Source organism: Paenibacillus taiwanensis DSM 18679 (genome assembly GCF_000425125.1).
GTDB lineage: Bacteria > Bacillota > Bacilli > Paenibacillales > Paenibacillaceae > Paenibacillus_B > Paenibacillus_B taiwanensis.
In genome coordinates this window covers 23,910-37,226 of sequence record NZ_AULE01000003.1, presented here as the reverse complement: position 1 = coordinate 37,226, position 13,317 = coordinate 23,910, and the positions used below count along the sequence as shown (strand labels likewise).

The window sequence follows — 13,317 nt, the reverse complement described above, 5'->3', positions numbered from 1 at the left end:
ATCAAATATTGTCGTAAAGTGTCGAAAAATGTGATTTTTTTTGCAACTTGGATGGGTTTACCTGCGTATTATGGTTATGTATAAGAACTTGGGAGCAGATGAATACTATGGTCAGCATAAAAGAATCCATACCGATTCGCTCCTATTTGTAAATAATTCAGTAGTCCTAACAAATTATATTGATGGAAGGCGAGGCAACATACATGAAAGCAACTGGTATTGTTCGTCGTATTGATGATCTTGGTCGTGTCGTAATCCCTAAAGAAATCCGTCGCACTTTGCGAATTCGTGAAGGAGATCCACTCGAAATTTTTGTGGACCGCGATGGTGAAGTAATCTTGAAAAAGTATTCCCCAATTGGAGAATTGGGTGACTTCGCAAAAGAATATGCGGAATCGTTGTATGAAAGCACTGGTCATATTACGTTGATTTCGGACCGCGACACTGTAATTGCTGTCGCTGGCGGCTCCAAGAAAGAGTTTTTGGAGAAACAAATCGGTATGCTGCTTGAGAACTGTATGGAAAACCGCAAAACGATTGTAGAAACAAATGCAGGCTCTTACGAAATCGTAAAAGACAACATGGAAGCATTGTCCTCATTTGTTGTTGCACCTATCATAACTGGTGGCGACCCAATTGGTACTGTTGTTATGTTAAACAAAGACGAGAGCGTAAAAATGGCTCAAATGGAACAAAAAATGTCTGAAACGGCTGCCGGATTTTTAGGTAAGCAAATGGAACAATAATAAAAGTTATCGAAAACTCCCTATACATATTCGGTACTGCTTAGGCATTAGCGACGTATGAATAGGGAGTTTTTTGCGTGTTTATGTGCATGACAGCAGCAAGTTGAATATAGAACGACAGAAAAGGACAAGTTGATACGAAAGACCAGACTCTTACGGATGAATATATCCCTGTGAACGATCCGTCAGCGCATCCGACCAGCATGTTGAGCTTAACGTTGCTCGTTCGCCTTGTGATATAATACAGGACGAAAAGGCTGTAAAGGGATAGGCGTGATCAAATATGACAGAACAGAATCTGCGTACAGCCAAGCATGTTGTACATGGTGCGTTATGGCTTGGTCTGGCTACGGCTATGTCTAAGCTAATCGGCACATTACAGAAGATTCCATTACAAAATATTGGCGGCGACGGTGTGTTTGGCATTTATAATGCCGTATACCCGTTCTATGTCTTGCTGACTGCGATTGCTACAGCGGGTATACCAATTGCTGTTTCGCGGCTTGTAGCAGATTGTGAGGCTGTAGGCGATAAGCTGGGCTCTCGTCAAATCATTCGTGCCTCGGCGCTTTTGATGAGCGTAACTGGTTTTGCCTGCTGGCTGGTGATGTATAGCGGAGCAGAGCTAATTGCGGGCTGGATCGATAATTTACATACAATTGAGGCCATTAAGGCTTCATCATTTGCGCTTCTGGTGATGCCACTGGCAGCTGTCTTGCGGGGATATGATCAAGGCAAGGGTCGAACGACGCTTAGTGCGATATCACAAGTTGCAGAACAAGTAGTTCGTGTAGCAGTTATGATAACACTGCTGCTCATTTATACCGGTCAGCAGGCATCGGACGATGTTATTGCAGCAGGTGCTACATTTGGTTCCTTTGCAGGGGGCTTGTGCGGGCTTGTGCTCTTGTTAGTGGTAAAGGGAGTTGAGTCGCGCAAAGAGCGGCGAAAAGTGATAGCCGCAAGTGGCATTTGTGATACGCTGCAATCTGCCGACTTGGGTACACAAGAAGGGCATCCATCAGCAGCTAAGTTAGCAAGCAGCAATATAAGTGCACATGCACAGGCTGCTACTGCTCGGGAACAAGAGGATATATGTCACAGCAGAGCTGAACAAGCAGAACAGTTGGTTTTTTCATCGAGAGAAAATAAGTCTTCCTTCAGCGTATGGCTAAAACGAATCGCATGGACAGCCCTTCCGATATGTCTCGGTGCAATCGTTGTACCTGTGGTGAACGTGGTGGATGTATTCACTGTGCCACGGTTGCTGAGTGCTGAAGGGCATACAGGAAATTCTGCCATGATTGAGTATGGATTATATTCTCGAGCTTTGCCGCTGACCCAACTTGTGACGATGGTAGCAGGCTCATTAGCTGTAGGCCTGGTACCAGCGCTCGCTGAGGCGACGCGTAAGGGTGCTATTCGGGAACAAGCCCATCTAATCAAAGGTGCCATGCGAGCTGCATTACTAATAGGCGCAGCAGCGACAGTAGGGTTAGTGGTGCTGACGAAACCAATTAATATTGCGCTGTATATGGACAACAGAGCGGGGCTTGCTTTTGCGCTTGTTTCAAGCACGGCATTGGCGGGGGTGCTGCAAGTTGTATCAGCTACCCTGTTGCAGGGAATTGGTGCGCTGCGCGCACCAGTTGTACACCTGCTAGCCGCTGCTGGCGTGAAGATCGGCCTGAACATCGTACTAGTGCCGATGTTCGGCATCCAAGGTGCTGCGCTGTCAGCGCTTGCATCGCTGACGCTTGCAGCAGCGCTGAACGTTCGCACGCTTGCGCGCCACGGCGGCGTAGCGCCAGCGGCTTGGGCCGAAGGCGTAGCGCGGCTAGCGCTGGCGCTAGCCGTCATGGGCGCCGTGGCGGGTCTGTCAGCCGCCGCTGTGGCGCAAGGGATGGGTGGCGGCCGGCTGGCATCATTGGCCGCCACAGCCATCGGCGTGCCGCTAGGTGCGCTTGTATTCGGCGCCCTAGCGGTCACGCTTGGGCTTGTGCAGCCACAGCAGCTGGCTGCGGTGCCCCGAATCGGCCCGCGGCTAGCCGCGCTGGCTGAGCGCCGCAAGCTGTAATTTTACGCAGCGGTATACTTCTTAGCAGTGGAATGTAAGGAATTGATTATGACATTAATTTACAATATATAAGTTAATTTGTATATATTTCAAGGAGGTAGCCATCATGAGTGGACAGATTACAGCGGTTGGGTTAGGATCAGGCGATGTGGGTCAGTTGACACTGGCCATTTGGAATTTATTACGCGAGTCCAAGCATCTTTATGTTCGTACGGAGCATCACCCTGTTATGGAATTAATTCGTGACCACGGCGTTCGATATACGACCTTTGATCGCGTGTATGAAGCCTATGACAGCTTTCCAGCTGTATATGACGAGATTAGCCGCCAGTTAATAGAATTAGCATTGAAGTCGCCTTCTGAGGAGATTGTGTATGCTGTGCCTGGCCATCCTATGGTGGCAGAGTCAACGGTTAGTTTGCTGCGCGAACGATGCGAACAGCAAGGGATTAAACTTCGTGTGCTTGGTGGGGAGAGTTTTTTGGATCAAGCGTTTAACCGTCTAGGATTTGATCCGATTGATGGTTTTCAGCTATTGGATGCCACGATGCTGAATCCAGCTGTTCTGTCCCCTCAGTTGCACATCCTTATTGGACAGGTGTATGATACGTTTACTGCTTCTGACGTAAAACTTGGCTTAATGGACATTTATCCTGATGATTATGAGGTTGTGGTTGGCCACGCGTTAGGTGTTCAAGGGATGGAACGGATTCAGCGGGTTCCGCTGCATGAGCTTGATCGTGTAGAGGGATACGGGAACTTGTCCTTGATTTGGGTACCGCGTACAACCGATGATGCCGTTCGTAATCGTACTTTTGCCAGATTGCATGAAATAGTAGCCATTTTGCGTAGTCCAGAGGGATGTCCTTGGGACCAAGAACAGACTCATCAATCGATTCGTAAGAACTTGATTGAGGAAACGTACGAGGTACTGGAGACGATTGATGATGATGATCCTGTTGGCATGCAGGAAGAGCTGGGAGATATACTGCTCCAGGTCATGCTACATTCGCAAATGGAAGAGGAGACAGGCACCTTCAACGTCTATGATGTTGTGCAAGGCTTAAATGAGAAGCTTTTATACCGACATCCACACGTATTTGGCGAGCAGAATGCCAAAGATGCGGAAACAGCGCTCCAACATTGGGAGCAAATGAAGGCGGAAGAGAAGCGGCTTAAGGGAGTAGATACGGCTCGAAAGTCCGCACTGGACGGTGTTCCTCGCGACTTGCCAGCCTTAATGAAAGCCTACAAAATTCAGAAAAAAGCCGCAAAAGTAGGCTTTGACTGGGATCAGGTGGAAGATGTACTTGACAAAGTGGGCGAAGAATTGCAAGAATTGCGAGAGGCGGTCAGCTCTTGCAACGCACAAGGACAGACAGCGGAAGCGATGCATCATGCTCAAGAAGAGCTGGGAGATCTCCTATTTGCAGCCGTTAATGTCTCTCGATTTATCGACTCGGACCCTGAGGAAGCTTTATCTCAGACCAATCGCAAATTTGTGCGCAGATTCCAATATATCGAAGAACAGCTTCGTATAAATGGCAAATCTTTTGACCAGACTGATTTACTAGAAATGGAGCAGTGGTGGCAGGAAGCGAAGCGACTTGAGTCCTGACATTCTAAGCGAGAAGTCCTTTTTCATTTTCTCTTTTTCGTCAAAATCCGAAAAAAAGTCTCGCGTGGGAAGGAATTTACTATCAAAGCAAGAATACATAAGCGTACGTATTCCGTGGCTAGATAGTAAATGTGGCTGTAACGCCGCAGAAGTCACAACACTCTATTAATGATTACGAGGATTGGGAGGCCAATAGAATGAACAAGACAGATTTGATCAACAACATTGCAGAAAAAAGCGGCTTGACTAAGAAAGATGTAGAATCCGTATTAAACGGTTTCTTCGGTGAGGTAACTGACGCATTGGTTAAAGGCGATAAAGTACAATTGATCGGCTTCGGTACTTTTGAAACTCGCAAACGTGCTGGCCGCACAGGTCGCAACCCACAAACAGGCAAAACAATCGAAATTCCAGAGTCCGTAATTCCTGCATTTAAAGCAGGTAACAAGCTTAAAGAAGCTGTAAAATAATGCGACTCGATAAGTTCTTAAAAGTATCGCGACTCATTAAGCGACGTACAGTCGCTAAAGATGTGTCCGGTCAGGGACGCGTGGTGTTGAACGGCCGTGAAGCGAAGCCTAGCAGTACCGTTAAGGTTGGCGACGAGATTACGGTTCAGTTCGGTCAGAAGCTTGTGACGGTTCGTGTGGAGCGTCTTCAGGAGTCTACCAAGAAGGACGAAGCCGCCGGCATGTACACGCTGCTCCGAGAAGAACCGATTCCAAGGCAAGACGACCTTGGATGGTAATCGACAGCCCAGAAGCAACTGTGGAACTGTATTTATACAGACCGCAGTTGCTTTTTTATATTTATGCGGAGGGGATAGCTACTATTGGAACCTAGAACTTAAAACGTAGAACTGAAACTTGAGTGGATAAGTCATATTTTTATTGGAAAATTTTATGGATCAGCCATAGTCAGTAGTTAATAATGTGACTGTGCTATAATAATGGACGTATAACTTCATATATTCCGTGACTGCTCAAGCTGTATTAAATTGTTGCTTGGCGCGCGGGAGAGGTTCGCAATCTCCCTCTATAAAAAACTAAGGCCATCAGCACATAGGACATGTACGCCGTCTGCTTTGTGCTGTATTTGAAGATGCCTAGTCGAGGGGGATGTGCTGTGAGCGCATCCCTTTTTTACGTGTCGGCTTCTTCACAATCGGTCTGCCTTTCGCCTTTGAGGGAATAGAAAGGAAGAGACAAAATGATGAAATCAGAAAAGGCCGTCGTTGTATTTAGCGGCGGTCAAGACAGCACCACATGCCTGTTCTGGGCGCTGAAACAATTTAAAGAGGTGGAGACGCTCTCGTTTGATTACGGTCAAAGACACCGCACTGAGCTTGAACATGCGAGTCGTATCGCAGCAGAGCTTGGAGTGCCCCACCGCATTCTCGACATGTCCTTGCTTAATCAACTGGCGCCTAATGCGCTGACGCGGAGTGATTTGGCCATTACGCATGAAGAGGGTCAGCTTCCCTCGACATTTGTAGAGGGACGAAATATGGTATTCTTCACCTTTGCGGCTATTTATGCCAAGCAGATTAAGGCCCGCCATTTAGTAGTTGGTGTATGTGAGACCGACTTTAGCGGCTATCCGGATTGTCGAGATATTTTCGTGAAGTCACTGGACGTGACGCTTAATCTGGCGATGGAGTACCCGTTTGTCATTCATACGCCGCTGATGTGGCTGAATAAGGCCGATACGTGGCGGCTTGCTGACGAGCTTGGCGCACTGGACTTTGTGCGTGAAAAGACAGTTACCTGCTACAACGGCATTCCAGGCGATGGCTGCGGGGAATGTCCTGCTTGCAAGCTGCGTTCCGCAGGGCTCCAGATGTACTTGCAGGAACGGGAGGTGCGGCTGTGAAGCAGCCAGGGACGTTCCGTATCGTGGAGAAACTGCAACAGATGGGGACGGATATTAGCAGTGAGCAGCTTCGCTATCATCAGAAGCGGGTGATGGTGAGTAAGGAATTTACTTTTGATGCGGCCCACCATCTTCATGCTTACGAAGGAAAATGTAAAAACTTGCACGGACATACCTACAAAGTGGTATTTGGAATTAGTGGTTATGTAAATGAAATCGGGCTTGCGCTCGACTTTGGAGATATAAAGGAAGTATGGAAGGCTTATATCGAGCCTTTTTTGGACCACCGTTATTTAAATGAGACACTTCCGCTGATGAACACAACAGCTGAAAATATGGTCGTTTGGATTTTTGAGCAGATGGAGCAGGCACTTCAAAACGAGCCTTATAGGGAAAAGTGTCATCAGGCGCGAACAGAGTTTGTGCGTCTATACGAAACACCTACCAGTTATGCGGAGGCAAGACGGGAGTGGATGACGGAATGAACGACAACGTTCATGCTGAAGCCGACCCCATTACAGGAGTGACTAAAGGAACTGCTTCCGCTCGGATTCCTGTGCTTGAAATATTTGGTCCAACCGTACAGGGAGAAGGATTGTTAGTCGGACAGAAAACGATGTTTATCCGCACAGCAGGCTGTGATTATCGCTGTAGTTGGTGCGACTCGGCTTTCACTTGGGACGGTAGTGCCAAGCAGGATATTGAGATGCTAAGCGCAGAGGGAATATGGGATAAACTGTATGCACTCGCGCCAGGCCAGTTTTCCCATGTCACGTTGTCTGGCGGTAATCCGGCACTTTTGCCACAACTCGGATGTTTGGTAGAAGTATTATGCGCAAAGGGCATTCGCCTAGCAGTAGAGACACAAGGGACGAAATGGCAGCCTTGGCTTGCGCTTGTTGATGATGTCACCATTTCCCCAAAACCTCCAAGTTCAGGGATGAAAACATGCTATGAACTGCTGGATGATATGGTGAATAAGCTCAGCACAGGGGGCAATGGACTGTGCCTTAAAGTGGTTATCTTTAACGAAGAGGATTTTGATTATGCTATTGCTATTCACGAGCGTTATCCGGCCGTTCCGTTTGTATTGCAGACAGGCAATGAGGCCGTTACGACAACTGACGACGATTCTCTTGTTAAGAGCTTGTTAAGACGATACGAGTGGCTGATTTACCGAGTGTCAGTTGAAGCGCGGCTGAATGACGTTCGTGTGCTGCCTCAATTGCATACGTTGGTCTGGGGTAACAAGCGCGGAGTATAAACCGTAAATTTAGTACACACGATTAAAGGGGATGACATATGATGGCGGGACGGAACGAAGCAGAATTGCCACTGACGCACCTAGGACAGAAGACAGAATATAAATCTACTTATGCACCGGAAGTTCTGGAATCTTTTCCGAACAAACATCCAAATCGGGATTATTTCATTAAATTTAACTGTCCTGAATTTACCAGTTTATGTCCAATAACGGGGCAACCTGACTTTGCGACAATTTACATCAGTTATATTCCTGATGAGCTCTGTGTGGAGAGCAAGGCGCTGAAGCTGTATTTGTTCAGCTTCCGTAATCAAGGTGACTTTCATGAGGACTGCGTCAATATTATGATGAATGACCTGATCAAACTGCTGGACCCAAGATACATTGAAGTATGGGGCAAATTTACGCCGCGTGGAGGTATTTCGATTGATCCCTACTGCAATTACGGCAAGCCAGGAACGTCATTTGAGGATACGGCGAGACAGCGACTCTTGCAGCATGACTTGTATCCGGAGAAGGTTGATAACCGTTAGACTAATCTTGTGATTAGGGGGAGCAGAAGTATGCACATTTCCTTTCAAAAACGAGTTGGTATACGGAGCAGGTTCTAATTTTACCCCTTGCCTTCATAATCTAATGAAGAGAAGGAGGGGTACATGCTATGTACGAAGCAAATAAGCCAGCCAAACGTCAAGAAGTAAAGATGATGAACCGCAAAATCTTGGAACTAAGCGGCATCATTAGTGTCGAGAGCTTTGACAGCGAGGAATTTCTGTTAGAGACTGAGTGCGGTTTCCTGACGGTTCGCGGCCATAATCTGCATATCAAGAACTTGAGTCTTGAGCAGGGTCTGGTAGCAATAGAAGGAATGGTCAACTCCCTGACCTATTTGGATGCCAATCAGCAGGAAAAATCCAAGGGCTTCTTTGGGAAGTTATTTAAGTGAGTTCTATCGATCTATACAGCCAATGGATGACGGTGCTGCTTATGCTGCTGAGTGGGCTAACGATGGGCGTAGCGTATGACAGCTATCGTGTTGTAGCAGGGCAGTTGCATTTTCCACGTTGGACATTGCCTTGTATCGACATCATCTATTGGCTAGCTGCGACATGGTTTGTATTCCAAATGCTCGTCAAGGGCAATCAGGGAGAGCTTCGATTTTATGTCTTTTTAGGCTTGGCGCTTGGCGCGTGGCTTTATTATATACTGCTCAGCAAGCTGACAGTTATGATCGTGAATGGAATAGTCATTGCTGTGAAAGTGGTTGTCAAATTTCTCCTTCAAACGCTTTATTTCGTCCTTATTTTGCCACTTAAGACTATAGGCCTTTTTTTACTGGCAATCCTTCGTTTTTTAGGCGCGGTTGCTATTTTCCTAGGAAAAGTTGTGCTAAAATGTAGTCAGCCGCTCTGGTGGCTTGTAAGATGGCTATTTTCACCGCTCGTGATGCCGTTGTGGAATCGATTTGGGATGACCGAACGAGTGATTCGGTGGTGGGCCAGTATGAAGAGGGTGGCAGGTGCTGTTTCAAGAGCCATAAAGCGGGGTACAAGGACATGTGCGAATTTGCCGGCTACTATCCGCAGTTGGCTCCGCATAAAGCACAAATAGTAAGGAGGTTAACAGATGGCGAGGCACTCAACCCGAACACAATCCAATGCAACATCTGCCCGGTCCGTGCGTAAAGGAACGAAGCGCCGACTACAAATATGGCTTCTTTTTATGCTTGTGTTCATGGGATGGGGTGTGTACACCTATGTTAGCCAGATGTTTCAGATGCAGGATTTGAAGCAGGAATATGTCCTTCAAGAGAAGGAGAAGCGTGAAGCTGAACAAGCTCGTAATAATCTGTTGGCAGAAGTGAACAGGCTTAATACGACAGAATATATACTTGATTTAGCGAGAATTAGAGGAATGGTGCTGCCGAATGAAAAGCTTATTCGCAAGCATGATGAATAAGGCTCTATAATAAGGACAGCAGTCAGTTGACCAACCTTGCGCCATTACAGTATAATCACGACATAAGCAGTACTTTGCACTGGAATTTCGTAGCTTCGTTTTTAGTTTAGAGCTGAAATGATAAGCTGAGTTTGATTCAGAGCAACGTGCCGTTTAACATTTTAAGGGAGGAACGTTTTATTCTATGACAATTGAAGTGGGCACCAAGTTAGAAGGCAAAGTGACAGGCATTACGCATTTCGGCGCGTTCGTTGATCTGTCGGGAGGTGTCACAGGACTGGTTCACATCTCTGAGATTGCCGATAACTATGTCAAAGACGTCAATGACCATTTAAAGATCGACGATGTTGTTATGGTCAAAGTAATTAACGTCGACAAGGACGGCAAGATCGGCTTGTCTATTAAGCAAGCAGTTGATAAGCCTGCGTCTGAGCAGAGACCGCCAAGAGCACCACGCATGGATCGTCCAAGCGGACCACGTCCGGATCGTCCGGCTGGCGGTGGCGGCGGCAGAGACGGAGGAAGACCAGGAGGATTTGGGAATCGGGATCGTGGGGGACGTAGACCGTCTTACAATACCCCTTCTTTTGAGGATAAAATGTCACGTTTCCTTAAAGATAGTGAAGAGCGTATCTCCTCGCTCAAGAAGAACACAGAAGGCAAGCGTGGCGGACGCGGCGCACGTCGAGTGTAAGCACAACCGATAAGGGATTACGAAGTGTAAGCAAGCCGGCTTGCATTCCATATACGTGATTATTAGAGCCGTAGGGCGGATAGATTCCGTTTCCTGCGGCTTTTCTGCGTTTTTGCGTATCTGTATGTTTACGCCTAACTCCGCTAATTGTGTTTCAAATCTCACCTATCCGCCATCATTCGCTGAACCGCCCTTCTTGAACAGCATTCGGCAATCCTACTGCGAACAGATGCACCAATTGTCAGTGCAGACGATGGCTAATATATGCATTCCCTATTTTTGTCGTCTTAACATAAAGTTGCGACAGTATCCTCCTTCAAAGTGTACACTTCCAGTTCAAAACACAGTTAAAAATCTACTAGTTATGACGAAATTGTGACATTGACATTCAACTTGAGAAACCCCAAAAGGTAAGCAATCCCTTGATGCATCGCACATCGCACGTTCCGCGCGGTAATCTCAATACCTGTCGGAAACTTTTTTTACAGCCCGTCCACGTTCTGACAAACGTTTCCTTTTGTTCTCCCTATAATAAGAGGCACATGAATCTGAGAATAGGTGGTGCAAGGGCGATGAGTAAGACGAAGATTATCCCTTTTCCAAAACAGTACGGACAGGAACCTTATAATGAGGAGGCGGTTGCGATGGAGAGCGGGGCCCAAAAATGGAGATATGAACGGTTTAAGCAATTAATCGGAACGCGCAAGTGGACAATCTTTATTTTGTGCATCGGGTTTCTATTAGGACGAGCTGTCATTTTAGAAGATTTGTTTCCTTTTGCATCCGCTTTTTTTGCAGTTATGTACTTTACAAGACGTGATCTTGCTGTATGGACGGGGACGTCGCTGCTAGCAGGAAGTTTGTTTGCTACTGAGCCGACAACTTTAATGATTGGTATGCAGCTGCTGCTTATCGTGCTTATGCAGCGAGGCTTGCAAGCCTACGAGCGTTCTGAAATGAACTACGCGCCGTTTATGGTGCTGGCAGCTAACTTTATCGTTCATTTTTTTATGACGATGATGACCTCCAAACTGACGTGGTATCCGGTCATGATGGATATAACGGATGCGGTGCTAGGATTTATGCTGACGCTTGTATTCGTTCAGGCTTTACCTGTGCTGACGTTAAATAAGCGAAATTATACACTTCGTACAGAGGAACTTATTTGTCTTATGATTTTATTAGCTTCTATGATGGTGGGCGCTGTGGGGTGGATGGTTCAAGGAATGCAGTTTGACCATGTGTTGTCTCGGTTTCTGGTCATGATCTTTGCCTTTGTAGGGGGCGCACCGTTAGGTGCATCGGTTGGAGTTATTTTAGGGTTAATTTTGAGCCTGGCAGAACCCGGGTCTATGATGCAGATGAGTCTATTAGCGTTTGCTGGACTTATGGCCGGCTTGATGCGGGAAGGAAAACGCTGGGCGGTATCCTTCGGGATGCTGCTAGGGACGGCGATCTTGTCCGTGTACTTGGGGCCGGCAAATGATGTGCTTGCTTCTACGTGGGAGACGATCGCGGCGGCCGTATTATTTATGCTGGTGCCACGCTCAATTATGGACACACTAGCGAAGTACATTCCTGGCACGCAGGAGCATTTGAACTCACAACAAGAATATGCAAAGCGTGTCCGCGATATGACTGCGGATCGGGTCAAACAATTTTCAGAGTTATTTCGTCAGTTGTCCCGCAGCTTTGGACAGATGGCTGGAACGGGCGAAATAAAGCAAAAGGAGGAGGAATTTAATTCATTTATAGCAGCGGTATCGCAGAAAACATGTGCTGTTTGCCCTCGTCAGCAGGCGTGCTGGAATAACCGCTATTTGCAGACGGTAACATGGATGACGGATATGATGACGGCTATCGAGGAAAAGCCTGATATGAAGGATCGTGATATTTTACCAAGGTGGAAGGAAGCGTGCTTAAAGACACCGCACGTTCTGGCTCAGATGAAAGATTTATATGAAAAGTATAGACACGATCAGGATTGGAGGAAGCAAGTATACGATAGCCGCACTTTTGTCTCGGAGCAGTTGTCTGGCGTATCCCAGGTTATGGATGATCTGGCTAAAGAAATTCAGCGTGAGGGCAGAGAAATGTTTATGCAGGAAGAGCAAATTCGTCAAGCTATGGAGGAGCTTGGATTATCGGTGAATCGTGTTGACATTTTGTCGTTAGACAAAGGTTACGTGGAAATAGAAATGGTACATTCTTTTACGGATGGATATGATGAATGCCGTAAGTTGATAGCACCTTTGCTGTCCGATATTTTAGGAGAGTTGATTTCCGTCAGGGAAGAGCAGCACACGGACGTCCCTGGCCGAGGTATTGTAACGTTTGTATCGGCCAAATCATTTGAGGTTCAGATTGGGATGGCAGGCGCGGCTAAGGGGGGAGACATGTTATCTGGAGACAGCTATCATGCACTTGAGTTAAGTGGGGGCAAATATGCGATCGCCCTTAGCGATGGAATGGGCAATGGGGAGCGCGCACGTATGGAAAGCAGTACGGCGCTTACGGTTCTGTCTCAGTTTTTGCAATCAGGCATGGATGAAAAGTTGGCTATCCAATCTGTAAATCAAATCTTAATGGTCCGATCTTCAGATGAAGTATATGCGACGGTTGACCTGGCTATCGTTGACCTGTATACCGCAAAAACGACGCTGATGAAGAGTGGTTCGATTCCAAGCTTTATTAAGAGCGGGAAGGAGGTACAGCCTCTAGCGGCAGGGAACTTGCCACTAGGCATTCTTCAAGACATTGATGTAGACGCTATCCATATGCATATGAAGCCGGGTGACCTGCTTATTATGATGACAGATGGAGTTTATGATGCCCCAGGTCCAGCCATTAACAAGGATCTATGGTTACGACGGTTAATTAGCGAATTAGAGACGGACGATCCGCAGGAGATTGCGGACATCTTGCTGGATACGGTAATCCATTATTCTCAAGGTCAAATTTATGACGACATGTCGGTTGTAGTAACCCGGCTTGATCGTCATATGCCACAGTGGGCGACATTGCATTGGAACCAGCATGACCGCATGGAGCGTCCACTTACGGTTAGTTAACGTAAGGGTAGAGTAA

Annotated in this window: 14 protein-coding genes and 1 riboswitch; all 14 genes read left to right on the top strand. The window is 47.0% G+C overall.

Annotated features, from left to right (window positions below):
- Window positions 1-203: 203 nt before the first annotated feature.
- The 14 genes from spoVT to spoIIE all read left to right on the top strand — a co-directional run bounded on the left by spoVT (window position 204) and on the right by spoIIE (window position 13,301).
- The gene (spoVT, locus tag H509_RS0101120; RefSeq protein WP_028543445.1) at window positions 204-746 is read left to right on the top strand and encodes a stage V sporulation protein T; all 543 of its coding nucleotides are present in this window, start codon (window positions 204-206) and stop codon (window positions 744-746) included.
- Window positions 747-1,029: 283 nt separating this feature from the next.
- On the top strand, window positions 1,030-2,823 hold the full coding sequence (locus H509_RS0101115) for a putative polysaccharide biosynthesis protein (RefSeq protein ID WP_028543444.1): 1,794 nt from the start codon (window positions 1,030-1,032) through the stop codon (window positions 2,821-2,823).
- A 106-nt stretch (window positions 2,824-2,929) separates the two neighbouring features.
- The gene (yabN, locus tag H509_RS0101110; RefSeq protein ID WP_028543443.1) at window positions 2,930-4,441 is read left to right on the top strand and encodes a bifunctional methyltransferase/pyrophosphohydrolase YabN; all 1,512 of its coding nucleotides are present in this window, start codon (window positions 2,930-2,932) and stop codon (window positions 4,439-4,441) included.
- Window positions 4,442-4,638: 197 nt separating this feature from the next.
- Window positions 4,639-4,911 carry an HU family DNA-binding protein gene (locus H509_RS0101105; RefSeq protein ID WP_028543442.1) on the top strand — a complete coding sequence of 91 codons (273 nt, stop codon included), beginning with the start codon at window positions 4,639-4,641 and terminating at the stop codon, window positions 4,909-4,911.
- Window positions 4,911-5,189: an RNA-binding S4 domain-containing protein gene (locus H509_RS0101100; RefSeq protein ID WP_028543441.1), complete on the top strand. Its 279-nt coding sequence runs from the start codon at window positions 4,911-4,913 to the stop codon at window positions 5,187-5,189. Before H509_RS0101105 ends, H509_RS0101100 begins: the two co-directional genes overlap by 1 nt.
- Window positions 5,190-5,452: 263 nt before the next feature.
- A riboswitch (PreQ1 riboswitch) is annotated at window positions 5,453-5,496 on the top strand.
- A gap of 157 nt (window positions 5,497-5,653) precedes the next feature.
- Window positions 5,654-6,313, top strand: coding sequence for a 7-cyano-7-deazaguanine synthase QueC (gene queC, locus H509_RS0101095; RefSeq protein WP_028543440.1), 660 nt, complete (start codon window positions 5,654-5,656; stop codon window positions 6,311-6,313).
- Window positions 6,310-6,798, top strand: coding sequence for a 6-carboxytetrahydropterin synthase QueD (gene queD / locus H509_RS0101090; protein ID WP_028543439.1), 489 nt, complete (start codon window positions 6,310-6,312; stop codon window positions 6,796-6,798). The genes queC and queD overlap by 4 nt, the downstream gene beginning before the upstream one ends.
- The gene (gene queE, locus H509_RS0101085) at window positions 6,783-7,577 is read left to right on the top strand and encodes a 7-carboxy-7-deazaguanine synthase QueE (protein WP_245595958.1); all 795 of its coding nucleotides are present in this window, start codon (window positions 6,783-6,785) and stop codon (window positions 7,575-7,577) included. The genes queD and queE overlap by 16 nt, the downstream gene beginning before the upstream one ends.
- 41 nt (window positions 7,578-7,618) lie before the next feature.
- Window positions 7,619-8,110, top strand: a complete 492-nt coding sequence (gene queF, locus H509_RS0101080; RefSeq protein ID WP_028543437.1) for a preQ(1) synthase — start codon at window positions 7,619-7,621, stop codon at window positions 8,108-8,110.
- Between the two features lie 128 nt (window positions 8,111-8,238).
- The gene (gene yabP / locus H509_RS0101075; RefSeq protein WP_028543436.1) at window positions 8,239-8,523 is read left to right on the top strand and encodes a sporulation protein YabP; all 285 of its coding nucleotides are present in this window, start codon (window positions 8,239-8,241) and stop codon (window positions 8,521-8,523) included.
- Complete coding sequence (gene yabQ, locus H509_RS23950; protein ID WP_245595957.1) at window positions 8,520-9,188, top strand: spore cortex biosynthesis protein YabQ; 669 nt, start codon at window positions 8,520-8,522, stop codon at window positions 9,186-9,188. The genes yabP and yabQ overlap by 4 nt, the downstream gene beginning before the upstream one ends.
- Window positions 9,189-9,203: 15 nt before the next feature.
- The gene (locus H509_RS0101065) at window positions 9,204-9,536 is read left to right on the top strand and encodes an FtsB family cell division protein (protein ID WP_245595956.1); all 333 of its coding nucleotides are present in this window, start codon (window positions 9,204-9,206) and stop codon (window positions 9,534-9,536) included.
- Between the two features lie 184 nt (window positions 9,537-9,720).
- Entirely contained in the window at window positions 9,721-10,230 is a 510-nt protein-coding gene (locus tag H509_RS0101060; protein WP_028543434.1) for a S1 domain-containing RNA-binding protein, read from the top strand.
- A gap of 572 nt (window positions 10,231-10,802) precedes the next feature.
- On the top strand, window positions 10,803-13,301 hold the full coding sequence (gene spoIIE / locus H509_RS0101055) for a stage II sporulation protein E (RefSeq protein WP_028543433.1): 2,499 nt from the start codon (window positions 10,803-10,805) through the stop codon (window positions 13,299-13,301).
- Window positions 13,302-13,317 lie beyond the last annotated feature (16 nt).

Bases quoted from the DNA above. Each gene is read 5' to 3' on its own strand.
- spoVT (WP_028543445.1), top strand. From the start codon at position 204: ATGAAAGCAACTGGTATTGTTCGTCGTATTGATGATCTTGGTCGTGTC.
- H509_RS0101115 (WP_028543444.1), top strand. From the start codon at position 1,030: ATGACAGAACAGAATCTGCGTACAGCCAAGCATGTTGTACATGGTGCG.
- yabN (WP_028543443.1), top strand. From the start codon at position 2,930: ATGAGTGGACAGATTACAGCGGTTGGGTTAGGATCAGGCGATGTGGGT.
- H509_RS0101105 (WP_028543442.1), top strand. From the start codon at position 4,639: ATGAACAAGACAGATTTGATCAACAACATTGCAGAAAAAAGCGGCTTG.
- H509_RS0101100 (WP_028543441.1), top strand. From the start codon at position 4,911: ATGCGACTCGATAAGTTCTTAAAAGTATCGCGACTCATTAAGCGACGT.
- queC (WP_028543440.1), top strand. From the start codon at position 5,654: ATGAAATCAGAAAAGGCCGTCGTTGTATTTAGCGGCGGTCAAGACAGC.
- queF (WP_028543437.1), top strand. From the start codon at position 7,619: ATGGCGGGACGGAACGAAGCAGAATTGCCACTGACGCACCTAGGACAG.
- yabP (WP_028543436.1), top strand. From the start codon at position 8,239: ATGTACGAAGCAAATAAGCCAGCCAAACGTCAAGAAGTAAAGATGATG.
- H509_RS0101065 (WP_245595956.1), top strand. From the start codon at position 9,204: ATGGCGAGGCACTCAACCCGAACACAATCCAATGCAACATCTGCCCGG.
- H509_RS0101060 (WP_028543434.1), top strand. From the start codon at position 9,721: ATGACAATTGAAGTGGGCACCAAGTTAGAAGGCAAAGTGACAGGCATT.
- spoIIE (WP_028543433.1), top strand. From the start codon at position 10,803: ATGAGTAAGACGAAGATTATCCCTTTTCCAAAACAGTACGGACAGGAA.